This window comes from Micromonospora sp. NPDC085948 (genome assembly GCF_040686315.1).
GTDB lineage: Bacteria > Actinomycetota > Actinomycetes > Mycobacteriales > Micromonosporaceae > Micromonospora.
Window position 1 is genome coordinate 80,981 of sequence record NZ_JBFBJW010000015.1, and the last position, 25,054, is coordinate 106,034.

Annotated in this window: 30 protein-coding genes; 20 read left to right on the forward strand and 10 right to left on the reverse strand. The window is 70.6% G+C overall.

What is annotated here, in order from left to right:
* Positions 1-655 precede the first annotated feature (655 nt).
* Complete coding sequence (locus AB0O48_RS28705; protein ID WP_365069238.1) at positions 656-1,582, reverse strand: hypothetical protein; 927 nt, start codon at positions 1,580-1,582, stop codon at positions 656-658.
* A gap of 129 nt (positions 1,583-1,711) precedes the next feature.
* On the opposite strand from AB0O48_RS28705, the gene AB0O48_RS28710 reads away from it, so the two are divergent.
* The 3 genes from AB0O48_RS28710 (at position 1,712) to pip (ending at position 4,954) form a co-directional block, all read left to right on the forward strand.
* On the forward strand, positions 1,712-2,761 hold the full coding sequence (locus AB0O48_RS28710; protein ID WP_365069239.1) for a histidine kinase: 1,050 nt from the start codon (positions 1,712-1,714) through the stop codon (positions 2,759-2,761).
* A complete protein-coding gene (locus AB0O48_RS28715) occupies positions 2,758-3,420 on the forward strand; it encodes a response regulator transcription factor (protein WP_357249418.1) in 663 nt (220 codons plus the stop codon). The genes AB0O48_RS28710 and AB0O48_RS28715 overlap by 4 nt, the downstream gene beginning before the upstream one ends.
* A gap of 526 nt (positions 3,421-3,946) precedes the next feature.
* Positions 3,947-4,954 carry a prolyl aminopeptidase gene (gene pip, locus AB0O48_RS28720; protein WP_365069274.1) on the forward strand — a complete coding sequence of 336 codons (1,008 nt, stop codon included), beginning with the start codon at positions 3,947-3,949 and terminating at the stop codon, positions 4,952-4,954.
* Between the two features lie 39 nt (positions 4,955-4,993).
* Here pip and AB0O48_RS28725 read toward each other — a convergent pair whose 3' ends face one another.
* On the reverse strand, positions 4,994-5,968 hold the full coding sequence (locus AB0O48_RS28725) for a WYL domain-containing protein (RefSeq protein ID WP_357572803.1): 975 nt from the start codon (positions 5,966-5,968) through the stop codon (positions 4,994-4,996).
* Between the two features lie 130 nt (positions 5,969-6,098).
* On the opposite strand from AB0O48_RS28725, the gene AB0O48_RS28730 reads away from it, so the two are divergent.
* Positions 6,099-6,494 carry a RidA family protein gene (locus tag AB0O48_RS28730; RefSeq protein ID WP_365069275.1) on the forward strand — a complete coding sequence of 132 codons (396 nt, stop codon included), beginning with the start codon at positions 6,099-6,101 and terminating at the stop codon, positions 6,492-6,494.
* A gap of 317 nt (positions 6,495-6,811) precedes the next feature.
* Positions 6,812-7,336, forward strand: coding sequence for an NUDIX hydrolase (locus AB0O48_RS28735; protein ID WP_357249407.1), 525 nt, complete (start codon positions 6,812-6,814; stop codon positions 7,334-7,336).
* Positions 7,337-7,438: 102 nt separating this feature from the next.
* Here the strand turns inward: AB0O48_RS28735 and AB0O48_RS28740 are convergent, their stop codons facing one another.
* Complete coding sequence (locus tag AB0O48_RS28740; protein ID WP_357249404.1) at positions 7,439-7,897, reverse strand: HNH endonuclease; 459 nt, start codon at positions 7,895-7,897, stop codon at positions 7,439-7,441.
* 94 nt (positions 7,898-7,991) lie between these two features.
* Here AB0O48_RS28740 and AB0O48_RS28745 point away from each other — a divergent pair, with 94 nt between their 5' ends.
* Together AB0O48_RS28745 and AB0O48_RS28750 are read left to right on the forward strand one after the other, a co-directional pair.
* Positions 7,992-8,435: a nuclear transport factor 2 family protein gene (locus AB0O48_RS28745; RefSeq protein WP_357249675.1), complete on the forward strand. Its 444-nt coding sequence runs from the start codon at positions 7,992-7,994 to the stop codon at positions 8,433-8,435.
* Positions 8,436-8,567: 132 nt separating this feature from the next.
* Positions 8,568-9,170: a uridine kinase gene (locus AB0O48_RS28750; RefSeq protein ID WP_365069276.1), complete on the forward strand. Its 603-nt coding sequence runs from the start codon at positions 8,568-8,570 to the stop codon at positions 9,168-9,170.
* A gap of 151 nt (positions 9,171-9,321) precedes the next feature.
* On the opposite strand, the gene AB0O48_RS28755 is transcribed toward AB0O48_RS28750, so the two are convergent.
* Positions 9,322-10,014 (reverse strand): TetR/AcrR family transcriptional regulator, encoded by a 693-nt coding sequence (locus tag AB0O48_RS28755; protein ID WP_357249398.1) that lies wholly within the window; start codon positions 10,012-10,014, stop codon positions 9,322-9,324.
* A gap of 53 nt (positions 10,015-10,067) precedes the next feature.
* Between AB0O48_RS28755 and AB0O48_RS28760 the strand changes: the two genes are divergently transcribed.
* Together AB0O48_RS28760 and AB0O48_RS28765 are read left to right on the forward strand one after the other, a co-directional pair.
* Complete coding sequence (locus AB0O48_RS28760; protein ID WP_357249395.1) at positions 10,068-11,186, forward strand: NAD(P)/FAD-dependent oxidoreductase; 1,119 nt, start codon at positions 10,068-10,070, stop codon at positions 11,184-11,186.
* Positions 11,187-11,315: 129 nt separating this feature from the next.
* A complete protein-coding gene (locus AB0O48_RS28765) occupies positions 11,316-11,798 on the forward strand; it encodes an NUDIX hydrolase (protein WP_357249392.1) in 483 nt (160 codons plus the stop codon).
* A 28-nt stretch (positions 11,799-11,826) separates the two neighbouring features.
* Here AB0O48_RS28765 and AB0O48_RS28770 read toward each other — a convergent pair whose 3' ends face one another.
* Together AB0O48_RS28770 and AB0O48_RS28775 are read right to left on the reverse strand one after the other, a co-directional pair.
* Positions 11,827-12,561 (reverse strand): SMI1/KNR4 family protein, encoded by a 735-nt coding sequence (locus AB0O48_RS28770; protein ID WP_357249390.1) that lies wholly within the window; start codon positions 12,559-12,561, stop codon positions 11,827-11,829.
* 93 nt (positions 12,562-12,654) lie between these two features.
* On the reverse strand, positions 12,655-13,395 hold the full coding sequence (locus AB0O48_RS28775; protein ID WP_357249387.1) for an NAD(P)H-binding protein: 741 nt from the start codon (positions 13,393-13,395) through the stop codon (positions 12,655-12,657).
* Between the two features lie 137 nt (positions 13,396-13,532).
* Here AB0O48_RS28775 and AB0O48_RS28780 point away from each other — a divergent pair, with 137 nt between their 5' ends.
* Positions 13,533-14,015: an Rrf2 family transcriptional regulator gene (locus AB0O48_RS28780; RefSeq protein WP_357249384.1), complete on the forward strand. Its 483-nt coding sequence runs from the start codon at positions 13,533-13,535 to the stop codon at positions 14,013-14,015.
* A gap of 37 nt (positions 14,016-14,052) precedes the next feature.
* Here AB0O48_RS28780 and AB0O48_RS28785 read toward each other — a convergent pair whose 3' ends face one another.
* Positions 14,053-15,603 carry a glycosyltransferase family 39 protein gene (locus tag AB0O48_RS28785; protein WP_365069240.1) on the reverse strand — a complete coding sequence of 517 codons (1,551 nt, stop codon included), beginning with the start codon at positions 15,601-15,603 and terminating at the stop codon, positions 14,053-14,055.
* 122 nt (positions 15,604-15,725) lie between these two features.
* Here AB0O48_RS28785 and AB0O48_RS28790 point away from each other — a divergent pair, with 122 nt between their 5' ends.
* The 3 genes from AB0O48_RS28790 (at position 15,726) to AB0O48_RS28800 (ending at position 18,177) form a co-directional block, all read left to right on the forward strand.
* Positions 15,726-16,757 carry an aldo/keto reductase gene (locus tag AB0O48_RS28790; protein WP_357249377.1) on the forward strand — a complete coding sequence of 344 codons (1,032 nt, stop codon included), beginning with the start codon at positions 15,726-15,728 and terminating at the stop codon, positions 16,755-16,757.
* Positions 16,754-17,260, forward strand: coding sequence for a DinB family protein (locus AB0O48_RS28795; protein WP_357249374.1), 507 nt, complete (start codon positions 16,754-16,756; stop codon positions 17,258-17,260). Before AB0O48_RS28790 ends, AB0O48_RS28795 begins: the two co-directional genes overlap by 4 nt.
* Positions 17,261-17,682: 422 nt before the next feature.
* Entirely contained in the window at positions 17,683-18,177 is a 495-nt protein-coding gene (locus tag AB0O48_RS28800) for a CAP family protein (RefSeq protein WP_357249371.1), read from the forward strand.
* Between the two features lie 80 nt (positions 18,178-18,257).
* Here AB0O48_RS28800 and AB0O48_RS28805 read toward each other — a convergent pair whose 3' ends face one another.
* Together AB0O48_RS28805 and AB0O48_RS28810 are read right to left on the reverse strand one after the other, a co-directional pair.
* Complete coding sequence (locus AB0O48_RS28805; RefSeq protein WP_365069241.1) at positions 18,258-19,529, reverse strand: MFS transporter; 1,272 nt, start codon at positions 19,527-19,529, stop codon at positions 18,258-18,260.
* 197 nt (positions 19,530-19,726) lie between these two features.
* Positions 19,727-20,959, reverse strand: coding sequence for an MFS transporter (locus tag AB0O48_RS28810; RefSeq protein ID WP_365069242.1), 1,233 nt, complete (start codon positions 20,957-20,959; stop codon positions 19,727-19,729).
* 68 nt (positions 20,960-21,027) lie between these two features.
* Here AB0O48_RS28810 and AB0O48_RS28815 point away from each other — a divergent pair, with 68 nt between their 5' ends.
* Positions 21,028-21,531: a MarR family transcriptional regulator gene (locus AB0O48_RS28815; protein WP_357572798.1), complete on the forward strand. Its 504-nt coding sequence runs from the start codon at positions 21,028-21,030 to the stop codon at positions 21,529-21,531.
* 45 nt (positions 21,532-21,576) lie between these two features.
* On the opposite strand, the gene AB0O48_RS28820 is transcribed toward AB0O48_RS28815, so the two are convergent.
* Positions 21,577-22,296, reverse strand: coding sequence for a VOC family protein (locus tag AB0O48_RS28820; RefSeq protein ID WP_357572797.1), 720 nt, complete (start codon positions 22,294-22,296; stop codon positions 21,577-21,579).
* Between the two features lie 124 nt (positions 22,297-22,420).
* Between AB0O48_RS28820 and AB0O48_RS28825 the strand changes: the two genes are divergently transcribed.
* From AB0O48_RS28825 to AB0O48_RS28850, 6 genes are all read left to right on the forward strand, one after another.
* Positions 22,421-22,936: a DUF2087 domain-containing protein gene (locus AB0O48_RS28825; protein WP_365069243.1), complete on the forward strand. Its 516-nt coding sequence runs from the start codon at positions 22,421-22,423 to the stop codon at positions 22,934-22,936.
* A gap of 52 nt (positions 22,937-22,988) precedes the next feature.
* Positions 22,989-23,465, forward strand: a complete 477-nt coding sequence (locus AB0O48_RS28830; protein ID WP_357249353.1) for a MarR family transcriptional regulator — start codon at positions 22,989-22,991, stop codon at positions 23,463-23,465.
* A gap of 76 nt (positions 23,466-23,541) precedes the next feature.
* The gene (locus AB0O48_RS28835) at positions 23,542-23,955 is read left to right on the forward strand and encodes a DUF6069 family protein (protein WP_357249350.1); all 414 of its coding nucleotides are present in this window, start codon (positions 23,542-23,544) and stop codon (positions 23,953-23,955) included.
* Positions 23,956-23,996: 41 nt separating this feature from the next.
* Entirely contained in the window at positions 23,997-24,251 is a 255-nt protein-coding gene (locus AB0O48_RS28840) for a hypothetical protein (protein ID WP_365069244.1), read from the forward strand.
* A 5-nt stretch (positions 24,252-24,256) separates the two neighbouring features.
* Complete coding sequence (locus AB0O48_RS28845; RefSeq protein ID WP_365069245.1) at positions 24,257-24,478, forward strand: GNAT family N-acetyltransferase; 222 nt, start codon at positions 24,257-24,259, stop codon at positions 24,476-24,478.
* A 103-nt stretch (positions 24,479-24,581) separates the two neighbouring features.
* Complete coding sequence (locus AB0O48_RS28850; RefSeq protein WP_357249343.1) at positions 24,582-25,007, forward strand: Hsp20/alpha crystallin family protein; 426 nt, start codon at positions 24,582-24,584, stop codon at positions 25,005-25,007.
* Positions 25,008-25,054: the final 47 nt, after the last annotated feature.

Here is a 25,054-nt window from a genome sequence, read left to right on the forward strand (position 1 = left end):
GCGGCGATCGCGCTCGTCGACGGCGTCCTCACCGATCTCAGCGACCGCCCTCCTGAGTTCCGTACCGATCCCTGGGACCCGATGAACGGACCGAGCCGAACCAAGCAGGAACCCAGTGTCCTAGGACGGCTTAGCGGCCGTGCGGCAAGCCGCACCAACAGCAAAGATGAAACGTCGCTCCGCGCCGTTACCAATCACCCAAAAACGAGCCCGAGCGGAGGGCTGCACTCGTCACCGCCAGGCTCTGGTGCGACGGAAGCCCGTCGACCCTTTACGCCGCAAGCACCAGCCGACTAGGGGTCACCGAGCAACCATCGCCATACGCGATCACGCTGCCGTCGTTGGGGGAGGAGCGAATCGCGATCGTCGTCCTCGATTCGCCGGCGACACCGTCTCCTCACCGCGACGCGCTCCCGACGCCTCGGCTGCCGCAGGGGCCAGCAGCCCGTCGTACGTGGCCACTTCACCGAACTCCGGCCATACGAGAAGATCGTCTTCACATTGGGCTGGGACCCCACGCCCGACCTGACCGACCTGCCAGCACGGCCGGAAACGCGACGTCGGCCATACGTGACGCGTGCCGTGCCACCTTGATCGCGCATCCACTTCTGGCCGATGAGCGTGCGGGCGATCGGAGCAGTGTGATCGCGTCGCGTCACGTGGCCGTGGCGGAGTGCGGATACGGCTGATCCGGCACGTTGTCGTGGGCCTTCTCGTCGTGGACGGTGCAGCGTCGACGGTGATACGCCCAGGTGGCCAATCCCAGCGTCACGCCCCACGGCAGCCATACGAGGTTTCCGACCCATGCTGCCCAGTTGGCCGGGTCGAACTGAGCCAGGGCTCGCCACATCGTGACGCCTGACCCGGTGAGGATCACGGCCACGACCGTCGCCGGCACGACCGCCAGCAGCCGTGGCACACGCATGCCGAGCATTCGTGTTCCCCAGCGCTGGGTGAGCCCGAGCGTCAGCAGGCCGCCGCCGGCCGCGGCGCACGCGAAGACCAGCTCCCGCGCGCGTCCGGCTGGCGAGGACACCATCACGGTGGTCGCCGCATCAAGCCCGAACGGATAACCGGCGGCCCACACCGCTCGCGGTACCGCATACACGAACGGGAACGCTGCGGCGAGCAACGTCACCGGCCGGCCCCAGGGCGGTGCGGTGCAGGGTGTGGGCCGGCGTGCCACCGCCGCCCACAACGCGCCGCCCGCCGCGAACCAGGCCTGCGCAACCGCGGCCGTTTCCACCCGATCTGCCCGCAGCATCAGCAGTTCGCCGACCGCGAGCAGCAGACGCCCGTCGGGGATGACCAGGAGGAGTACGGCGGCGGCCGGCCAACCGACGAACCGCAACGGTGGGCGCCCTGCCGGCAGCACGGCCACGACCGCGCCGAGCGCGGCGAGCACGGCGAGGGCGAGGCCGGTGGGGAGCGGGTCGAGGCCAGTCAATACCGCGCCCATCCGGGTGGCCCGATCGCTGTCACCGAACGGGAAGCCCGGGCCGCCGGTCGCCCACATCAAACCGGCTACCGCGGTCGCTGCCGACCATCCGGCGGTCGCTGTTTGCACGAGGTTCTTTCGCATGCAGACCAGCGTCGGCGCGGAGCCGTTGCCCGTGTACCTGCCGAACGGCCGGTTCCGGGCCGCACCCGCTACGCACTTCGGCCGTTGGGCAGGTGTGGCCGGTGCGGGCAGGTCACTAGGGTTGGCACCGTGCTGACGTTGGCTTCGGCCGTGCTCGCGGTGGTCGCGGCCGTGTTGATCGTTCGGGGCAGGTTCGGCGGGTTCGCTGTGGCCGTCGCCGTCACGGGTTCGATGACCGTCACGGTCGCCGAGCGGAGTCCCAGCGGCTCGCCTCCGGCCTGGGGGCTGTCGCTGCTGCCGTTGCTGGCAGAGTTCGCGGCGCTGACGGTGATCGTGGCCTGGGTGACGCGCCGGACCGGGCCACGGGCAGCGGCGCTCGGGGCGGGTTCGGCCGGGGTGGCGGTGGCCCTGCTCGTGTTGCGGCTCACCGGGCCGCCGTCGCTGCTCGCCGCCGTCGGGGCATGCTGCCTGTGGGGATTGCCGGCTGTGGGTGCGGTCGCTGTCGGACTGCACCTGCGTCGCCAGGACCGGCGACGGGTACAGGTCGCAGCCGAGGCGCGGCGGGCACAGCGGCTGGGACTTGCGCGGGATCTACATGACTACGTTGCCCACGACGTCAGCGAGATGGTTGCCGCCGCTCAGGCCGGGATGGTCGTCGGCGGCGACCCGGCTACCGCGACGGCGCTGTTCCGGCGGATCGAGCAGGCAGGACAGCACGCGATGGCCGCACTCGACCGGACCGTGCACATGCTCGGCGATCAGCTACCGGGCCTCGACGAACTGCCTGTGCTGGTGGCCGGCTTCGACGCCGCCGGTCCTGTTCGCGCCGACCTAGACCTCGACCCGGTACCCGCGGGCTTGGTCCCGGCCGACGTCTCGGCCCTCGCCTACCGCACGGTGGCCGAGGCGCTCACCAACATCCGCCGGCATGCCCCGACCGCTACCGCGGTCTCGGTCACGGTGGTCCGTACCGACCTCGGCACCCTCACCGTGACTGTGACCAACGACGTGCCGACCACCGCGGCGGCACCGGCTCGGGCCACACCCGGTGGGCGTGGGCTACCGGAGCTCACCGCGGCCGCGGCAGCTCTGCACGGACGCCTCGACGCGGGAGCGCACGGCGGCGGCTGGCGGCTGCGTGCCGAACTACCACTGGCGCCGGGGAACGGCCGGCCGTGACGACGATCAGAATCCTCCTGGCCGACGATCAAGAGGGCATCCGGGCCGCGTTCCGCCTGATCCTTGACGCCCAGCCCGACATGACCGTGATCGCTGAGGCGGCCGACGGCGTCACCGCCCTGGAACTGGCTCGCCACCTGCGCCCGGACATCGTGCTCGCCGACGTGCGGATGCCCGGCCTCGACGGATTGCACCTCGCCCGCGAGCTCGCCGGCCCCGGTGTCGCCGACCCGATCCGGGTCATCGTGGTCACCACCTTCGACCTCGACGAGTACGTGCACGCCGCGCTGCGCCACGGCGCGTCCGGGTTCATGCTCAAGCGGTCGGGCCCGACGCTGATGATCGAGGCAATCCGAGCGGCGATGGCTGGCGACACTCTGATCAGCCCACAAGTGACGATGCGCCTACTGAGGCATCTGAACGCCAAGGCTGCCATCGCGCCGGAACAGCCCGATGCGGCCATGCTCACCGGGCGGGAACGCGACGTCGCGCGACTCGTCGCTACCGGCCGGTCCAACGCTGAGATCGCCGCTGAGCTGCACATCTCCGTGGGCACGGTGAAGGGGCACCTCACCGGCATCCACGCCCGGTTGGGAACCCGCAACCGGGTCGAGATCGCCGTCTGGGCCCATGAGTCGGGCCTGACCGGCCGTGCATAGGACCGGATGTACCGTCGTGCCGCGACCCGCGTCCTCACGACCCGGCCGGGACCACCGCCGGACCGTCGCCGGGACCGGTCGTCGGGATGTTGCCACCCGGCCCATGCAGGCAGCCTGGCCATACGGTGCTCGGATGAGTACCTGGCCGCCGACCCGGTCGCCGCGCACGCGGTCCTCGCGCAGGCTTGGCTCACCTCATCTGTTCGAGCTGAGGCCGGATCCGAGTAAATGGGAGGCCTCGGCACGCCAGCTGCGGGACGGGCGCGAGAAACTGCGCCGATCACCCGGGGACGCTGGCAGCCCAGTTCGCACTGGGAGTAGCGCTGATCATGACCTCCACCCGCAGGCGTGGCCTCACCCTGGTCGGGCAGTCGCTTGCACGGATACACCGCGCCGTCGGCCTCAAGTCGGACCTGTTCGCGCAGGGCCTGGTCGCGCTGCTCGTACTCCCCTTGCTTGCCCGCAGAGTTCTGCACCTGCTCAGCCGATCACGAATGAGCACCGAAAGGTCTGGACCCTGACCGAGCTGTACCCACCAGTCGAGCCGTACGAGACCGGCATGCTCGACGTCGGCGACGGCAACGTCGTGTACTGGGAGGTGTGCGGTAACCCGGCCGATAAGCCAGCGCTTGTCGTCCACGGCGGGCCCGGCTCGGGGTGTGGGACCGGCTGGCGTCGGTACTTCGATCCGGACCGGTACCAAGTCGTCCTGTTCGACCAGCGTGGTTGCGGTCGGAGCACACCACACGCCAGCGATCCGGCGACCGACATGCGGCACAACACCATCTGGCACCTGATCGCCGACATGGAGCGGCTGCGCGAACGCCTCGGCATCGACCGCTGGCTGCTTCATGGCGGATCCTGGGGTTCCACGCTCATCCTGGCCTACGCGCAGCAGCACCCTCGGCGGGTGACCGAGATCGTCATCGCCGGCGTCACCATGACCAGGCGCGCCGACATCGACTGGCTCTACCGAGGCGTCGGGCGGTTCTTCCCCGAGCAGTGGGAACGATTCCTCGAAGGAGCTACGGGCACATCCCGCGACGGGGACGTTGTCGCCGCGTACGCCCGCCTCATGGAACACCCCGACCCCGCCGTGCGGGACAGGGCCACGATCGATCGGTGCGCCTGGGAGGACGCGGTCCTGTCCGGGGAGACCGGCGGCGCATCACGTCCGTACGGTGATCGCCCCCCTGCGGCGCGGCTGGCTTTCGTGCGCATCTGCGCGCACTACTTCGCCCATGGTGCGTGGCTTGAGGAGGGCGCGCTGCTGCGCGATGCCGGCCAGCTGGCCGGCATCGCCGGTGTCCTCATCCATGGCCGACTCGACCTGGGCGGGCCGCTGCAAACAGCGTGGGATCTGCATCGTGCCTGGCCCGACTCGACGTTGACCGTGATCGAGAGCGCGGGTCATCTCGGTACCGCGGAGACGCGCGAGCATGTTCTTCATGCCCTCGACCGATTCGCAGTCAACGATTCCCTTGGCGTACGAGGCCGCCCGTGCTGGCCTGAGGTGGGCGCTGTCATCTCGTGAACCGGAGCAGTCGCCCGACGCGAAGCCCCGATCGAACTCTCAGGATGGCACCCCGTAGCGGGCGGCGATCGTGGCCGCTCGGTTACGGAGGGAGGTGCGCAACCACTGCGGGGCCAAGGCTTCCGCGTTCGTGGCGAGCTGCCAGAGCGCCCATTCGGCGTGTCTTGGATCTTGGAAGGTCGCCTCCATCCGTAGCCAGCCGTCTGCGTCGGTCTCCTCGGCGTGGACGGCCAGTGCGGTGCCCACCAAGTCCTCCCGCCGCGCGGGGTTCACCCGTACCAGCACGGTGACCTGGTCGCCGCCGTTGCGAAACTGCGCGCTGCGTTCCTGCCAGGCCCCGTCCAGGTCGACCTGGTCTGGTCGCTGTGCGGGTTCGGCGAGTTCCTCGGCGGCCACGATCCGGGACAGCCGGTAGGTGCGGTCCGTGCCAGACCTCGTGGCCAGCAGGTAGCCCTGGTCGCGTACCGTGACGAGGCCGATGGGGTCCACCGTGCGCCACGTCGGGGTTTGGTCCACGGCTGCGTAGTGGATGCGCAGCTTGTGTCCGGCGAACACCGCACGTCGGACCTCGGCCACGACGGCGTCGGGCACCTCGTCGGGGACCTGCCGGCGCGACAGCAGGTCGGTCTGTGGGTCGATGAGCAATCGCTGGACCGCGTCGGCCGCAGTGGCCCGGTAGCCTTCGGGCAGCGCGTCGACCACCTTGCGCATGGCCGAAGCCAGCGCCGAGCCGAGACCGAATGCCTGAGCGCCGCGCCGCGATCCGGCGACGAGCAGGGCGAGCGCTTCGTCGTGATTCAGTCCGGTGAGTTCGGTCCGGAACCCGGGCAACAGTGCGAATCCTCCGTGCCGACCGCGGTCGGCACGTACGGGGACGCCTGCGGCGGACAGCGCTTCGATGTCGCGCAGCACCGTGCGGGTGGACACCTCCAGCTCGCGGGCCAGCGTGGCCGCGGACAGCCGACCGCGTTGGCGCAGCAGCAGCACCAGCGAGACCAATCGGTCGGCACGCATGCGAAGACTCTACCGATACACGACACAGGGTGTCGTGATTGCTTGGGAGGCTCATCAACGCGACGTCAACGACGGTGGCTACCGAGCCCGTGGGCGTACGTCCTTTGAGTCGAATGGAGCTGATGTGGCAGTGCAGCGAACGGCAGTCAACCCCGTGACCTGGTCGTTGGACATGGGATTCAACCAGGGTGAGATCGTGTCCGGGCACACCCGGACCCTGTACTGCTCCGGACAGACCGCGATGAGCGGCGACGGCAAACCTCTGCATGACGGGGACCTGGCCGCGCAGTTGGCGCTGAGCCTCGACAACCTGGAGGCCGTGCTCGGCGAGGCCGGCATGTCCCTCGCGAACCTCGTCCGGCTCAACGTCTACACCACCGACGTCGACCTGCTGTTTCCGCACTACGGCGTCCTGGCGTCGCGGTTGGGCGCCGCCGGGGTGGCACCGACCACCACGATGCTCGGGGTGCCACGGCTGGCGATCCCCGGACAGATGGTCGAACTTGAGGGAACCGCCGTCGCGTGAGGTGACCTCGCCGCCTCTGGTGCTCGTGCCGGTTCAGCCGGCACGAGCACCAGGCATGGATGGTTGCGGTGCTCAGTCCCGCTGGAAGTCCTGCGACGCTTATTTATCGTATTGCCAGTAACAGTAATCCAGTAAACCACCATCACAAAAGGGGCGAACCAGGCGTGCACCATAATGACAGTTCTTGTGCGTAAGGCATCCGGCTGGTGTGGATCCGTCGATGACGCGGGGTTTTCGGTGCGGGCGCGGGCCACTGAAGCCGCTCAGTGGCGGCGACGGTGTTTCGACCGATGCAGGTGGCCTGCGAGCATCGTGCGATGGAGCGCCTGGATAGTCGAACCGTCTACACCAATGCCTGGATGACCGTCCGGGAGGATCGCGTTCGCCGGCCGGACGGCTCGACCGGCATCTACGGGGTGGTGGAGAAGCCGGACTCCGCGCTGGTCCTGCCCCGCTGGGCTGAGGGCTTTTGGCTGGTCGAGCAGTTCCGCTACCCGGTCGGCCGGCGAGCCTGGGAGTTTCCTCAGGGCAGTTGGGGACACGGGGTCAGGGGCGACGCTGCCGAGCTGGCTCGTCAGGAGTTGGCCGAGGAGACCGGATTGCGTGCGGAGACCGTCACCCATCTGGGGCACCTGTACGAGGCGTACGGGTTTTCCACCCAGGGCTGCGACGTCTACCTGGCCACCGGGTTGACCGAGGGAGAGCCGGACCGCGAGGCGACCGAGCAGGACATGGTGCACCTGTCGTTCACCGACGTGCAGATCCGGGCGATGGTGTTGGCTGGTGAAATCGTCGATGCGCCGTCGCTGGCTGCGCTGACCCTCTACGCGATGTCCCGTTGACCCCGCCGCTCGACCGACGGCAGACCGGCGTGGCGGCTGCGATGCTGACGGACCGGTTCGGGTTGGGGAGGTGTTCGTGGTGGTGCGTCAGGGAACACGCTGTCAGCGGCCATGCGCGGAGCGGGCTTGGGCTACCTCGGCGGCTTGGCGTTCGCGCCATCGGCGTTGAGCCTCCCGGTTGCATGTCCGGCAGACTCGCCGGTACCGGTTGGTCACCGGGTCGAGTTCACGGTCGTGGCCGTTGCGGCACAGTGCCGGCTGGTTGCGGGTGCGGCAGGTCTCGGCCCGGCTGAGCTGGCGCAGGTGCGTCGGCTCGATACAGTCGGCGGCGCCGCAGGTCTGGTCGACGTCGAGGGCAGCGTCGTACCCGCCGACGAGGACGACGTACGCGGCGATGTGCGCCCACGCACGACCGGCGACCTTCTGATGAACCCCGCGTCGCCGCCCGTAGCCTTCGATGACCAGGCAGCCATCCTCGGTGCGGTGTGAGCGCTGCAGCAGGTAGGTGCGCAGCGACTCCTCGGTGTGGTAGCGGGACAGACCCTTCACGGCCGAGAGCACGGTGTCACCGTACCCATGTCGGGGATGCTCCCGGTCGCCGGCCGCGCTGTCCCGCCCACGACCTGATAGGAATATCGACGTCGGCGGGTTGGCGATGCGCCGCCGAAGATGTCGGGTTGTCGGGTGGAGGTCATTGGTGGCGTTGTCAGTCGAAGACAGGCTCGCGGTGCATGAGCTGATCTCGTTGCACGGGCATCTGATGGACAGCGGCGAGTTCGACCGGATGGGTGAGCTGTTCTGTACCGACATCGTGTACGACGTCTCCGCGTTGGGGTTCGGTGAACTGCGTGGGTACGAGGCGATCACCGAAGCCAGCCTGGCGGTAGGCGATGCGAACCCGGTGGGGCATCACGTCACGAACATCTGCGTGACCGAGGATCCGGACGGCACGGTGCGGGTGCGGTCAAAGGGAATCGGGATCTCCGCCGACGGCGGCGTGGGCAGTGTCGTCTACGAGGACGTCGTGCGTCGGGAAGCGGCTGGATGGCGTATCGCGTATCGCAGGGTGATTCCCCGCCGCACACCGCTGCACCCCTGACAGGTGGGGGAGAGCACGGTGGTCGCGGGCGGTCGGCGTGCGGAGGGGACGGGCGTGGACGTCGTACGGGGGCAACTGCTTGACGATGTCGCTGACCTGGTTCCGACGTTCGCCGCGCCGCAGTGCGTGCGGGTGGCCGTTGACGGGGTCGATGGGGTGGGGAAGTCGACGTTCGCCGGCGAGCTGGCCGCGTCGCTGAGCGAGCGGGGACGTCATGTCGTGCACGTGTCGGCGGACGACTTTCATCACCGTCGGGCCGTGCGGCATCGCCGGGGCCGGGATTCGCCGGAAGGATTCTGGCTCGACAGTTACGACTACGACGCCCTCGTCCACAACGTCCTAGAGGGGTTCGGTCCCGGGGGCGCGCGCCGTTACCGCCCTGCTGCCCACGATCTTCGGACCGACGAGGTCCTGGATCTTGCGTGGCGGACCGCGGCGCCTGGCACGGTACTCATCGTCGACGGGCTGTTCCTGCACCGAGACGAACTGGTGGACTTCTGGGACTTCTCCGTCTTTCTCGACGCGCCGTTCGCGGTCACCGCGGCACGGATGGCCGGACGCGATGGCTCGCATCCGGATCCCGACCATCCCAGCCTCGGCCGCTACGTCGGCGGCCAGCGGCTGTACTTCGCCGCCTGTGCGCCGCACGAACGCGCGGACGTCGTCATCGACAACCAGGATGTGACCCGGCCGATCCTCACCAAGGTCGACATCGGCCGACGAGGGTCGAGCTGAGTGCGAACGAGCCTGAGTGGAGAGACCATCGGAGCGACAGGACCCGTGGTGCGTGGCTGAACTTGCCGGGACCAAGGGGGTGCTGCCTGGTCAGGTGAGCTTCGACGATCGCGCCTACCTGCGTATCCGCGGGTTGGGTAGGAGGTGAGCGTTACGCCGGCGGCCGGGTGATTTTGCCGGCCACGGCGTCGAGGACCCAGTCCAGGCCGGTCGCGAAGGATGCCTCCGGGTCCACCTCGGTTCCGTCGTGCACGGCCTTGGACAGCGCCGGGAAGCGACCCGTGGCCAACATCTTCGTCACGTGCGGGCCGAAGGCGCGTTGCCAGTCGCGCTTGGACAGGCCCGTGGCGCGCTCGGCCCGCAGGTTCGCGGTTTCGCGCCTGATCGCACCGATGACGTAGGCGCTGACCGTGTCCACGGCGCGCAGGACGGTGTCGATGTCGGCGAGACCGTCGAGGGCGGCCAGCTTGGCCTCGGTCACGGCCATGGCGTTGGGGCCCAGGGTCGGGCGGCCGCCGAGCAGATCGGCGAGCCAAACGTGGCGCAGCGCGGCCTGCCTGGTGCGGTGGGCGAGGATGCGCAGCGTCTCCCGCCAGTCACCGGGCCGCTCTGCGGGGAGGATCTCGGCGTGGACCTCGTCCACGATGAGGTCGAGCAGTTCGTCCTTGGTGGAGATGTATCCGTACAGCCGCATCGGGCCGGCGTTGAGGCGGGCGGCGACCTTGCGCACCGACACCGCCTCCAGTCCGCCCTCGTCGGCGAGCGCGATGGCGGCGGTGATGATCTGCTCCCGGCTGAGCGGCACGGGGCGATGCGGCGGCTCCGGCCGGTCCCACACGGTCATGATCACTCCCTGTTGTTGCGATGCATTGTACGGGCGATATACGGTGTATCGCTATGAGACACCGTATCGCGGTGGTCGGGGGTGGCCCGGGGGGTCTCACCTTCGCCCGTGTCCTGCACCGCCACGGCTACCCCGTCACCGTCCTCGAACGCGATCCCGCGCCCGACGCCCGCCCCCCGGGCGGCACGCTGGACCTGCACGAGGGGCTGGGCCAGCTGGCACTGGACAAGGCGGGGCTGCGGGCAGAGTTCCAGGCGCTGTCTCGTCCCGAGGGGCAGGCCATGCGCATCCTGGACACTGCTGGGACCGTTCTGCGCGACTGGCGACCCGATCCGGAGGAACAGGCCAATCCGGAGATCGACCGCGGGCACCTTCGTGACCTGCTGCTCGGCTCCCTCGACGTGCAGTGGGGTCGAGAGGTGGCGCAGGTGGTGTCGGGGGCCGGGGATGGCGTACTCATTCGTTTCGCCGACGGGCGGCAGGAGACGTTCGATCTCGTGGTGGGCGCGGACGGCGCCTGGTCCCGGGTACGCCCGGCAGTCTCGCCGGTGACGCCGCAGTACACCGGCGTCACCTCGGTCGAGACCTCCCTCGACGACGTCGACACCCGCCACCCCGCCCTCGCCCGGTTGATCGGCGACGGTTCGGTGGCCGTGTACGGCGTGAACCGATCTCTCGTCGCCCAGCGCAACAGCGGCGGTCACGTCAAGGTGTACGCCAAGTTCCGCGCACCGCTGGACTGGCACGCCGGCCTGGACCTGGCCGACGTCGAGGCCACGCGATCGGGCCTGCTGGCGCTGTTCGACGGCTGGGCACCTCCCGTCCTCGACCTGCTCGGCCACGGCACCGCCTTCGTCCACCGCCCGTTCTACGTGCTGCCCGAATCCCACACCTGGGTCCACGTGCGCGGGGTGACGCTCCTGGGCGACGCCGCCCACCTGATGCCGCCGTTGGGCGCGGGCGCGAACCTCGCGATGCTGGACGGTGCCGAACTCGCGGAGTCCATCGCCGCCGAGCCCGAGAATCTGGACGAGGCCGTCCGCGCCTTCGAGGAACAGATGTGGGCACGGGCCGGCAGGTGGGCGACGATCACGACGGCCGGTCTGGAACGTCTCGTGAGCCCGGACCCCGCCGACGCCCTCGCCCTCTTCGACGACGTCCAGCCCTCCTGACCTGCGGGAGCGAGAGCGGCGCCGCGCCATCGCTCCCCGTCTGCGGACATCGTCTGCACGTCCACGGTGAGGCCGGCCGACCGCGTGTGCGGGCGGCACGTCGCCGGCAACTGCGCGATCCTGGTCACTGTGATCACACAACGGCTTCGCGTGGCCGCGTACGCGGTGTGTCTGCGGGACGAGAGTCTGCTGCTCGCCCGTTGGGTGTCGCCGGACGGGGCTCGGCGGCACTGGACGCTGCCCGGCGGCGGGGTCGAGCACACCGAGGATCCGTTCGACGCCGTCGTGCGCGAGGTGGCGGAGGAGACGGGGTACGCGGCGCGGGTCGAGCAGTTGCTCGGGGTGAACTCGCGGACCAGGAACGTGGAGCGACTCGACGACGACGTCGTCGAGCTGCACATGCTCGCGGTGTTCTATCGGGCCCGGATCGTGGGCGGTGAGCTTCGATCCGAGACCTGTGGCACGACCGACCTGGCGCAGTGGGTTCCGCTGGCGCAGGTCGTGGCACTGGAGCGGTCCGTCGTCGTCGACATCGGTCTGCAACTGCACCGCACCGCGCCACCCACCGGGCACGTGGAGCCGATCCACACGACCGGCCTGCTGCGACACTGACCGCCCGTCCAGGGCTCGTCGGCGAGGATCAGGTGTAGGGGCTGCGAGCTGGGACGTCCCGAAGCCAGGCCGGACGCGTCCCCCACGAGGCCGACGGGGTGCTGCCCCACTCGCAGGCCGGCCCCACGAGGGGATCGATCTCCAGAGGTGAGGTGTCCGGGTCCGCCGCGAACAGCGCGAGGTCCTGGGCGTAGCGGACGAGCAGTTGCGTCCAGGATGGGGCCAGCACGTCCCAGGAGGCGCACTCGACATCCACCCGGACCACCTGTCCGGGCGTTCCTCCCGGTGCCGGGTCACCGTCGAGCAGCCACAGCACGTCGCCGTTCATGTGCCCCACGACCACCGCGCCCGGCGTGCCGACGATCGGCCGCACCGGACCGTTCAGGCAGAGCATTCCTCTGTCGACCAGGTAGGCCCAGACCTGAGGGTCGTCCCAGTCCGGCTCCGGACCGTAGTTGTCGCGCCACATCCGGGTCATCTCGATGATCTGGTCGGTGTCACAGAGGTTGTCCAGCGGTACCGGGGTGGGCTCAACAGCCGGCAGTGTCGTACCGGGGTCGGTCCCGTTGTGGATGCGGAGACTTGCGCGGAAATCGGGCGGCAGTGTGATGGCCAAGGCGGTTTCCACCGCATCGATCGCGGGTGCCGGGGCCGGTGCGTTGAGCTGGCTCAGGGAGGACGGCAGGACGCGACCGAGGCCAGCCTCGATCCGCGCCCACGCCTCGGCGACGGGCCTGTCGACCTCGGTTGCGGTGTCGGTCACGACGCCGACCTTAGCCGTCACCACCTCGTCTTCGCGGCCCCGGCCCCACGACCGGCGCCGGCCCGCACGGCGGCGTGCGGGCCGGCGGACGCCTCAGCCCTGGCGGCCGAGCCACTCCCGGTAGGTGGTGGGGGCGATGACGGCGTCGTCGGCGGCGATGAGCACCGCGCCGGGTACGGCGGCGAACATGCCGGCGCTGTCGTCGGTGGTGACGGTGCGCTGGTCACCTCGCGCGGCGAGGGTGACCCGTCCCAGTTCGTCGAGGGCGAAGACGTCGGGGCCGGCGACGTTGCGGACACCGCGCAGCGGTGCGCCCGTGCTGACGTCCGCGACGGCCTGCGCCACGTCGGCCGCGGCCATGGGCTGCACGGGGGTGCGGGGCAGGCGGACGGTGGTGTCGTCGGCCGTCCACGACAGGATCGCCTCGACGAACTCGAAGAACTGGGTGACGCGCACGATCGAGTACGGGACGGGACCGGCCTTGAGGATGTCCTCCTGGAGGACCTTGGCGCGGTAGTAGGCCAGGTCGGGCACCTGGTCGACGCCGACGATGGAGAGCACCACGGCGTGGCCGACGCCCGCGCGATCGGCCGCGGCGAGGAGGTTGTCCATGGTCGTCTGGAAGAAGGCGGGGGAGGCGTCGTCGAAGGTCGGCGAGTTGGTCAGGTTGACGACGACGTCCGCGCCGGTGAGTCCGTCGGCCAGGCCCTGTCCGGTGAGCAGGTCCACCCCGGTGGACGGCGACAGTGGCACCGCGTCGTGACCGGCGGCCCGCAGGATCCGCACGACCTGCGAACCGATGAGCCCGGTCCCACCCAGTACGGCGATCTTCATGACAGTGCACCTTCCCGTGACGTTGTGGGGTCTTTGTCCGGCCGCACTGTGCGCGGCCGGAACTCGGACCTTTCCTGTCCGAGAACAATACTCGGACATTTGAAGTCCGAGTAAGTGGGGTTGGCTAGGGTGAGGGCATGAAGATGTCCGGCGGGGTCGAGTGGGCGCTGCACTGCTGCGTGGTGCTCACCACCAGCAGCGCGCCCGTGCCGGCGGCCAAGCTGGCGGAGCTGCACGACGTCTCCGGCAGCTACCTCGCCAAGCAGCTCCAGGCCCTGGCCCGCGCCGGCCTGATCCACTCCGTGCAGGGCAAGGCGGGCGGCTACGTGCTGACCCGGGCACCGCAGAGCATCACCCTGCTCGACGTGGTCCGGGCCGTCGACGGCCCCGGCCCGACCTTCGTCTGCACCGAGATCCGCCAGCGCGGCCCGTTCGCGACCCCGGCCGACGCCTGTACCACGCCGTGCCCGGTCGCCCGCGCGATGTGGGCAGCCGAGGACGCCTGGCGCCAGGCGCTCGCCGCGGTCACCATCGCCGACCTCGCCCGCGACGTCGACGCCACCTCCGGCCCCGAAGCACTGGCCGGCATCCAGACCTGGCTGACCAGCGGGGCCGGCTGACCACCGCGGCCCACTGCCGGAGCATGCGCCCCGGGCATCAGCCGGTGTGGCGTACCTCGGTGTCCCAGATCTGCGCCCACGGACGCCGCAGCCCCCGGCAGACGTGGATCGGGCCGCCGTTCTCGTCGTTGTCCACCTCGACCCGCTGATCCACCCGCCCCGCGAGCGTGCACTCGTCGAACCAGGCGGTCAGCGGCTCGGGGCGCTCCCAGCCGACCGCGATGACCACGTCCGCGCTGGCCGGCGGCTGGCCGAAGTCGACCATGCTGTTGTGCCCGGAGTAGGCCCGGGGCAGCTCACGGACCGGACCGTAGCGGGCCAGCGCGCCGGCCTCGCCGTAGTTGCTGGTCAGGATGACCGCCCGGGGGCGCTCCTCGGGCGGCAGCCCACGATGGACCGTGGCTACCGAGTCGGCGAACGCCGGCCAGCCGATCGTCTCGCCGGCGTCGTAGTTGACGTCGACCACGAAACCGGGCAACCGCTCGGCCGGCAGCACCGGCAGCAGCAGCACGATGTTGGGCAACAGGAACGGCACCACGCCCAACGCGAGCAGCCCTCGGCGCAGCCGGACCGACCCGCGCGACGCCCACCCGACGGTCACCACCGCGCCGGCGGCCGTCAGCACCAGCAGCAGCGGCGCGTCGTAGTAGCCCTTGCCACCGGCGATCAGCACGATGCCGAACACCACCAACCAGGCCCAGCCCACCGCCCGGTAGGCCCGCCACGCCGGTCGTCGCAGCAGCGCGACGAGGCCGGCGATCCAGATGGGTACGGCGTACGGGCTGATGATGACGAACTGGAGGGTCAACGCGTCGCGGCGGCCACTGTAGGAGCTGTCACCGTCGGCGATGGACGCCGCCACGTCGAGCTGGGGAAAGCCGTGCGCCGCCTGCCAGATCAGGTTGGGTGCGGCCAGCAGCACGGCGATCCCGGCGGCGGCGAGCACCCAGCGGTCGCGCAGCAGCCGACGTGGCCCGCCGATGAGCACGCCGGCGATCAGGCCCACGGCCAGCAACGCGGGCAGCAGTTTGCTGAGCATGCCCACGCCGAGCGCCAGCCCGATGCCCAGCGTCCAGCGGCTGTCGCCGGTACGCAGCAACCGCACCGCACACCACGCCGCGGCCAGCCAGACCAGCAGGTCGACGGTGGTGGTGCTGAGCAGGTGCCCGCTGGCGAGCACGATGCCGGACAGTGCGGCCAGCACCGCCGCGCAGGTCTGCGCACCGCGACCGGCGCCCAACTCGCGGGCGATGGCGGCGACCAGCAGCACCGCGCCACCGGCCAGCAGCGCCGACGGGGTCCGCAGAATCACCAGGTTGTCCGGCGCGATCGTGTCCAGCAGCCGGGCCAGCGCCGGGACCAGCGGCCCCTGGTCGACGTAACCCCAGTCGAGGTGCCGGCCGGCGAGCAGGAAGTACAACTCGTCGCGGTGATAGCCGTAGCGCCCGGCGAGCAACAGCAGGACCACGCTCGTCGCCAGGGCCACCAGCCCCGGGCCGCGGGTGGGCGCACCGGGCTCCGGTGCTCCCGGCGGTGATGTCGGAGCCGGCCGGTGAGGCCGGTCAATGTTGATCGCGGACTCGCTCACCCGCCCATGATGACCGGCGAGGTGACCGCGCGGGTGCCCGTGCCGGGGCCTGGCGGCCTCCGTGTGCGGGTGGCCCCACCGAGTGCGAAGATCGGCTTTGTCACTCGGACCGAAAGGACGATATGCGCTACCGCACTCTGGGCAGCACCGGCACGGTGGTGTCGACCCTGTGTCTGGGCACGATGACGTTCGGGGCGGAGACCGACGAGGCCGGCAGCTTCGCTCAACTCGACAGGTTCGTCGAGGCCGGGGGCACGTTCCTCGACACCGCCGACGTCTACTCCGCGGGTGTCTCCGAGGACATCGTGGGACGCTGGCTGCGGACGCGGCCCGACGTGCGGGACCGACTGGTGATCGCCACCAAGGGCCGGTTCCCGATGGGTCCGGGCGCGAACGACGCCGGCCTGTCCCGGGTGCACCTCACCCGCGCCCTGGACGCCAGCCTGCGGCGGCTCGGTGTCGAGGCCGTCGACCTGTACCAGGCGCACGCCTGGGATCCGCTGACCCCCCTGCCGGAGACGCTGCGGTTCTTCGACGACGCGGTGCGCGCGGGCAAGATCCGCTACGCGGGGGTCAGCAACTTCACCGGTTGGCAGTTGCAGAAGGCGGCCCTGCTCACCCAGCACCTCAACCTCACCCCGATCGTGTCCCTGCAACCGCAGTACAACCTGTTGGCCCGGGAGATCGAGTTCGAACTGGTGCCGGTCTGCGAGAACGAGGGCATCGGCATCCTGCCGTGGTCGCCGCTGGGCGGCGGCTGGCTGACCGGCAAGTACCAGCGCGACAACACGCCCACCGGCGCGACCCGACTCGGTGAGAACCCGCAGCGCGGCGTCGAGGCGTACGCCGGTCGCAACGCCGAGGAGCGCACCTGGCGGGTGCTCGACGCGGTGCGCCGGGTCGCCGACGAACGGGGCGTGTCCATGTCGGCGGTGGCGTTGGCCTGGCTGGCGGCCCGCCCGGCGGTCACCTCGGTGATCCTCGGCGCGCGTACCACCGAGCAGCTCGACGACAACCTCACCGCCGCGGACCTGGTCCTCGACGCCGAGCAGATGCGGTCACTGGACGAGGCGAGCGCCCCGCTGGTGGGTGACTACCCGTACGGCGGGGCGGGTGTGCGACAGCGCGCCCGCGACCTGCCCACCGGGTCGTGACTGCCTTTCCCGAGCCGACCGAACCGGCCGGCAGCCGCACCGAGGTCTTCCTGCGCTACCTGGACTACTTCCGCGAGACCTTGGTGGCCAAGGTGTCCGCGTTGGCCGAGCCGGAGTTGCGGCGCAGCCGGTTGCCGTCCGGGTGGACCCCGCTGGAGCTGCTCACGCATCTGCGCCACGTCGAGCGGCGCTGGATCGAGTGGGGGTTCCAGGGCCGGGACGTCGCGCAGCCGTGGGGCGACCGCCGTGAGGACCGCTGGTACGTCGCCCCCGACGAGACGCGGGAGGACCTGGTGGCGGCGCTGCGGACGCAGGGCGCGCACACCACGGCGGTGGTGACGGCGCACGACCTGGCGGAGATCGGCGCGCCGGGGCCGCGGTGGAACGGCGCGGACCCGGCGTCGCTGGAGCGGGTGCTGTTCCACCTGGTCCAGGAGTACGCCCGCCACCTCGGTCACCTCGACGTGGTCGCCGAACTCGCCGGGGGTCCGACCGGCGAGTGACGCCGCCGCGCCCGCCGGGAGCCTCGGCGGCCAGCAACAACCGGACCTCCCGTTGGCCGGCGGCGGGAAGCCGCACCGTGCCGCTGGGTGCGAAATTGCCGTTGTGCCAGAGAGTAGAAATTTCTCTGGCACGCCGCTGATGTCATGCCCGGCTGGCACGACCTGTCGCTGACGCTGCGTCCACGCCCGCCTACCCGGGGTCACCTGGGGATTCGCCCCAACCTCTCCTCGCCGACTCATCGGCGAGTCCAGTGTTAGCGCCTCTGTCATTGATGCGTCACTTTAAGTGACGGTCTTTTCGCGTTGGCGGATGGAAGGCTGCCGATGGCTGTCCGGCCCGCTGTGTGAGCCCTCCGGGGCCGAGCCGCCCGCCATGGGGGTAGATCTTCCGCCGTTCGTCTTCAGCAGAAGGGTGTCACATCATGCGAGCTGGATTCGCTGATCGAACCAACGACGAGTTCCTGCAGGAGGTGCTGACCAAGGTCAACCAACTGCGGGCACGGCACGGATCGTCGCTGCTCACCCTCGACCCGGAACTCGTGGAGTATTCGAAGTCGAGGGCGTCCTTCATGGCCGAGAGCACCAAGCTCACCCACGAGGGCCTGCGACCGGACACCGGTGAGAACGCGTCGTGGGCGGGCGCCTCGACCGGCCCCACGGCGGGTTCGGGAACTGCCGCGGTGGAGAATTGGTACGCCGAGAACAGCAACTACAACTTCGCCACGGGCGAACCCATCGACCCCACGAAGCCGATCGGGCACTTCACCGCACTGGTGTGGAAGACCACCACCAAGCTGGGTGTGGGGCGGGTCGCCGGCCAGGGCACGAAGTGGTGGGAGACCTTCATCGTGGCCAACTTCTCGCCGCCCGGAAACATGGAGGGCCAGTACGTGATGAACATCGGGCCCGCGAGCTGACACACCGACCCCCTCGCGGCGGGGCGTACCGGCGATGGCCGGTGCGCCCCGCTCTGCGCCAGTCGAGCGGCCGAGGCCCCTCATTCCGGAGCGCCGGAACTCCGCGTCGTCGGCGTCGCACCATCATCGCGTCGCATCGCCCGTGGCAGTCGCAGGGCGACGATGCCGGTGGCCACCAGGCCGCCGACACCCGCGATCACCAGGGTCACCGGAGCGGACGTGAGGTCCAGCAGCAGGCCACCGGCCAGGTAGGACGCCGCCGCGGCGACCCCGATCGCGCCGTACAGGTTGCCGAAGACCCGGCCGAGCATGCCCGCGGGGACCGTCCGTTGCAGCAGCGTGCTGGAGGCGACGTCCATGGCCGCCAGTCCGAGCCCCCGGACCCCCTGGAGCGCGATCGCGGCGGCGACGGCCCAGGCGAGCCCGGTGAGCAGGTTTCCGAGACTGCTGACCCCGAAGCCCACGATCAGCAGCAGCGCCATCGACGCCCGGGTGCCCCACCGGGACAACACGGCGTACCCGGCGACGAGTCCGATGCCGACCGCGCCCAGCAGCAACCCGAACGCGGAGTTGCCCACCTCGAAGGTGTCCCGGGCCAACACCAGCAGTGCCACGTCGTCGACCCCGTTGAAGGCGACCACCGCGGTGAAGCCCAGGAAGATCACCCGCACCGTCGGAACGCTCAGCAGATAGCCGATTCCCGATCTGGCCTGGCGCAGGAGCGACGGCTGGCGCCCCTCGGGGGTCACCGCCGGAAGCGACGGGAGAGTCACGAGCAGGACGGCTGAGACGAGGAACGTCACCGCGTCGACGAGCAGCAGCCCACGCACTCCGACCAGCGGGAACAGGGCCGCGGCGAGGAGCGGGCCGGCCGCCTCCGCCGCGTTCGAGCCGAACCCGACTGTGGAGTTGGCGGTCTCCAGGTCACGGTCGGCGACCAGTGCGGGCACCGCCGCCCGCGACGCCGGTTGGAAGATCTGCGAGGCGGTGGCGCGGATCGCGACGAGGGCCAGCAGCACCGGCAGCGGGGGCAGCGTCACCACGATCACCAGCAGGACCGCGGCCTGGACGAGTTCGCAGACGACCATCAGCCGGCGGAGGTTGAGTCGGTCGACGAGCGCGCCGCTGAAGGGACCCAACATCGAGGGCGCGAGGTCTCCGACAAGCAGCAGGAGGGAGACGGCCAGCGCCTTCCCCGTCGTCTCGCTGACGTGCAACATGAGCGCGACGAGGCTGAGCGAGTCGCCGGCGTACGAGACGAGCCGGGCCGAGAAGAGATTGCGAAAGGGCCGACTGCGGCGAAGCAGTTGGGTGGGACGCAGCGAGTCGCCGCCGGTCGCTGCGCCTGACATCGAGAATCCTCCGACTCATGGATGTGCCGTTTCCCGACCAGCCTCTGGGTGAGGCTAGCCATACCGGCGTCGCAGAGCGCGCGATTAATGCAGCGTATTCGCGTCGCGATGACCCGCGACGCCGGCTGACCGACCACCCCGCTCGCAGGCTCCCGGCGCTGGGCGGGAGCCTGCTTCGTGGGCGCGCACGGTCTGGCTCACCGAACGCCGGCGGGTCCGGCCGCTCGCGGCTGCGGGGTGGTCGGCCAGGTGAGTCGGCGTACGCCGGGGACGAGTGCGGTGCCCGCGCAGGAGACGAGGACCAGCAGGCCGGCGACGGCCAGCGGGACGGGTGCGCCGAACGCGTCGGCGGCCAGTGGCGCCAGCGCGTACCCCAGCGGCATGGCGCCCAGCGACACCAGCCAGTCGTAGGAGGTGACGCGGGCCAAGACCTCCGGCGGGAAGTGGTGCTGCACGACGGTCTCCCAGACCGGGTTGAAGTAGCCGAGGGCGCTCAGCGCCACGGCGTACGTGGCGATCACCGCCGGGGCGGGCGCGGCGACGGCGAGCAGGATCAGCGGCGCGGCGTAGCTGGCCAACGCGAGGTTGGCCAGCAACACCGGTCGCCGTAGGCGGACCCGCCCGGCCAGCAGTGAGCCGGTGAGCATGCCGATCGCGCCGGCCTGCAACAGCAGCACCCAGGTCGTCTCGCCGCCGAGGCGGTCGATGGCGACGGCCGGCCCGAGGGTCATCAGTACGGCGGCGGCGCCGTTCCACACGCCGTGCCCGAGCAGACTGGTCCAGAACCAGTCCCGGGCGCGGACCTCCCCGAAGCCGTGGCGCAGGTCGGCGAGTACGGACCGGTGGGGCACCGGCACGTGGCGGATCCGCACCAGCGCGAGCAGTGCCGCGCTGAGCGCGAACGACGCGCCGTCGAGGATGAACGCCCAGCCGGGGCCGGCGGCCCAGACCAGCGCGCCGGCCAGCGCCGGGCCGGCGAGGCGACTGGCGTTGGCGGTGATCCCCATCAGGGCGTTGGCCCGCTGCCGGCTGGCAGGTTCGACGGTGCCGGCGACCAGCGGAGACGCGGTCGGTATCGCGAACGCCGACGCGGTGCCGCCGAGGGCGGACGCGATGACGACTGTGGTCAGTGACGGATTACCCCCGAGCAGCTCCACGCCGACCGCGAGCTGGGTGGCGCAGCGGACCAGGTCGGCCAGCAACGCGACCCGTCGGGCGTCGAACCGGTCGGCGACGACACCACCGAGTGGCAACAGCAGCAGCCGGGGGACCATCGCCGCGGCCAGGACGACGGCCAGCGCGCCGGTGGAGCCGGTGGCCCGCAGCACGGCCAGGGCCAGCGCGGCGGGCACCACCGCGTCGCCGACGGCGGAGACGGTCCGGCCCAGGAACAGCAACCGGAACGAGCGGGTACGCAGGGGGTGGGTCATACCGGCAACATACTTCGAGGTCGAACCTTTCGACAACGAATATTTCGACGTTGAGGTAAACTAGGGCCGTGACCACGACTCCCGACACCGTCGACAGCCACATCGAGCGGTGGCTGCCGGTGGTGCCGCACCTCGATGCCGACGTCGAGGGCGCGGTGACCAGGATGATCAAGCTGACCCGGCACCTGCGTTCGGTGAAGGAGCGGGTCCTGGCCGATTTCGACCTGTCGGTCCATGAGTACGACACCCTGCAGGCCCTGGCCGGCCGCCGGGGCCGGGCGGCGCCCTCGGACCTCGCCACGGATCTCGCGATGGCTCCCGCCTCGATCACCGCGCGGGTGGACGCCCTGCTGCGGCGGGGCTTCGTGCGCCGCATCCCGTCCACGGTCGACCGTCGGCGGGTGGACGTGGAACTCACCGACGCGGGGCGGGCGGCGTGGCGCGGGGCGATGGAGATCCAGGGCGCGGAGGAGCACCGGTTGCTCGGCGCGCTCACGACGACCGAGCGGCGACACCTCGCCGACCTGCTGCGCCGGGTGCTGCTCGTCGCCGAGCAGCCCGCGGCCGACTGAGCCGCCCGGCGGGAGCCGTCGGCCGGCTGGCGTTCGCATGGTGAGTCACCGCAGTGCTGCTGCGAGTTCGGTGGCGTTGTCGAACGCCGGTGCCGCCCGTTCGGATTCGTCTTCGGTGAGCGTGACGGACTGGGCGCGGGTCAGCATCTCGGTCGCGGTCGATGGATCGTGCAGCACCAGTGCGAGTTCGGCGCGGTAGACCAGGACCTCTACCTGCTCGACCGGGTCGTCGTCGGCCTGCGGGCGGGCCAACGCGCTGTCGAGGATCCGAACGGCCTGTCCCACGCTTCCCCTGGAATCGGCCTGTACGACAGCATTCGCCAGGGCCTTGGCCAGCCGCCCGGCAGTCGTGGCGGCCGGCAGGGGCGCGGTGGCGGCGTCCCGGAAGACGCGGATCCAGTTGCCGCCCGGGTCGATGACGCTGAATCCGCCCAACCCGTCGGCGTTCTTCCGCGCCCTGGGTCGGGTCATCCGCGGCGTTCCGGACACCAGTACCTTGCCGTACGCGGCGCGCATGCCGGCCGCGAATGCCCGGTGTAGTCCCTCGATGTCGGCGGTGATGACGAGGCAGGAGCCATAGGACTGCTCCGGGTCGAATCCGGTGATCTCGAAGAACTGCAGATGCAGGTCTTCGCGCTGCACCCCCACACACGCGTTGGGCTTGCGTTGCTTGTACGTCGTGCGGAAACCGAGAACTCCGTAGAAGTTCTCGATGTCGTCGATGGATGCGCACGGCAGCAGGGGAACGGTCCGCTCGTTGGTCATGCCTTCTTCCTAGGCGTGGGAGGGTGCCCGTCGCACATGGAAATAGCCGATCATCGCCTTCGGCCATCCGATCGGCCGGAAAACGCCTGGCGGTGCGCGTACCGCTGATGCGAGGGTGACCGGCGTGACTGCGCATGCTCTGGCCGGGACGCTGGCCGACGACGGACGACGACGGATCTTCGCGGCGATCGTGCTGGGGGCGACCAGCGCGGCGCAGGTCGCCGAGCGCACCGGCCTGCCGGTGCGGGTCGTGCTCACCGGGGTTCGTCGGCTCACCGACGCGGGCCTTGTCGCCGGCGCGGACGGCGCGCTCGCGGCCGACGAGGCGTCGCTGCGGGCGGCCGCCCGCGACAGCCGCCCGGCCGCCGACACCGACCCGGCCGCCGATCCGGTGCTGCGCACCTTCCTACGCGGAGACGTCCTGGTGGGCCTGCCGGCGCAGCCGAAACGGCGGCGCGTCCTGCTCACGCACATCGCCGAGCGGTCGTTCGAGCCGGGCACCCGCTATCCGGAGCGGGCCGTCGACGAGGTGCTCAAGGCGTGGTGCGCGGCGGGCGGGTCGGACCACGCCACGCTACGTCGGTATCTGATTGACGAGCAGTTGCTCACCCGGGAGCACGGCATCTACCAGCGGCCCTGATCGTCCACGGCGCAAACCGTCTGGTCGCGGAGCATCTTGCTAGCCTCGGCGCATGACCTCCTGCACGCCCGCCGACGGCCCACCGGACCTGTTGTTCCTGCTCTCCTGGGCGAGTCACGCGTTGCAGACCGAGCATGCCGCGGGGCTGGCCGAGTTGGGTATCTCGCCGCGGGCGCACTACGTGCTGGCGCAGGCCCGCACCGGCGAGCTGACCCAGCGCGAGATCGGCGAGCGGTGTGGCGTGGACAAGACCACGATGGTCGTCACGCTCGACCAGTTGGAGCGGACCGGGCTGGCCGAGCGCCGACCGGCGCCGACGGATCGGCGAGCCCGGCTGGTCGTGGTGACTCCGGCGGGGGAGCAGGTCCTGCAACGGGCGCAGCAGGTGGTCCGGCGCATTCAGGACGACCTGCTCGCGACCCTGCCCGAGCAGGACCGGGAGGCGTTTCTGCGCGCCCTGCTGGCGTTGGTGAGCGGCCCGCTGGCCACTACCTCCCCGTACGCGCCGGGTGGCCGCTCCACCTGTTAGTTCCGATAGAGATAGTTCCGAACAAGACTATCTGCTACGGTCGTACTCGTTCGTTTCCCCTGAACGAGGAGCCGTCATGAGCGCTACCGCCGTCACGACCCCCACCACCTCGACTCTGCGCCGCCGCGCCCTCGGCGTCGCCGCCGCCGTGGTGGCCGCCCTGGCCGTCTGGGCGATCGGCGCACTGGCCGGCGTCGACTTCACGGTGGAGAGCCCGGGTCAACCCGCCATCGACATCGGGGCGGGGGAAATCGTCGTGGTCGCCCTGGGCGCCGCCCTGCTCGGCTGGGCGGCGCTGGCCCTGCTGGAGCGGTTCGCCCCAAAGGTCGCCCGGCCGGTCTGGATCTCCCTCGCCGTGGTGGTCACGGCGGTGTCCCTCGTCCCCCTGTTCGGCGTCGAGGCCACCGGCGGGGCCAAGCTGACCCTCGGCGCGACGCACCTGGCCGTGGCGGTGCCCCTGATCGCCCTGCTGCCGGCACGCCGCCGCTGACCACCTCGATAAACGATTGACCGGGCGCTGATGATCGACTGGTGACCACCACCGGACCGACCTGGACGACGAGCGTCAGCCGACCCGACCAACCCGACGCGGTGCTGCTGCTGCGCGAGTACATGACCGAGATGGTGGTGCGCCACCACCGCCGCCCGGCGCTGCCCGGCGAGGTCGACAAGTCGCTCGCCGAGATGCCCGGCGATGACCTGGCCCACCCGAGCGGGTTGCTGGTGCTCGCCCACCACGGCGCCGACCTGGCCGGCTGCGCTGGCATGCGGGCTGGGCCGAGCTGACCCGGGTGTTCGTCCGCCCCGCGCACCGCGGCGCCGGTGGCGGTGCCGCACTGCTGACCGCCGTCGAGCAGCGGACCCGGGCGGCCGGGACGGACGTGATACGGCTCGACACCCGCGCCGACCTGGTCGAGGCCCGCGCCCTGTACGCCCGGCACGGCTACGTCGAGATCCCGGCGTACTCGCAGGACCCCTACGCCGAGCACTGGTTCGAGAAGCGGCTGCGCTGAGCGGTTGACGTCCGGTCGGGGGATGCGCTAAATAAGAAGAGGAAGTTGAGTCGCCCTGGCTCAACTCATCACCTTCGGCCAGGAGAACCGAGGAGGCATGACCATGTTGATGCGTACCGACCCGTTCCGCGAGATCGACCGGCTCGCCGAGCAGTTCTTCGGTACGGCAGCCCGTCCCGCGATGATGCACCTGGACGCCTACCGCGACGGCGACCACTTCTACGCGGCGTTCGACCTGCCCGGCGTCGACCCGGACACCATCGACTGCACCGTCGAGCGCAACGTGCTCACCGTCCGCGCCGAGCGTCGCCGACCCAGCGGCGACGGCGTCGAGCTGGTCGCCGCCGAACGCCCGATGGGCACCTTCACCCGGCAGCTGTTCCTGGGCGACACCCTGGACAGCGACAAGCTGGAAGCCGGGTACGAGCACGGGGTGCTGACGTTGCGCATCCCGGTCGCCGAGCGCGCCAAGCCCCGCCGCGTGACCATCACCGCCAACGGCGACGGGCGTCGGCAGATCAACGCATGAGCACGGTGTCGGGTGGGATCGGCGCGCCTGCGCGCTGATCCCACCCG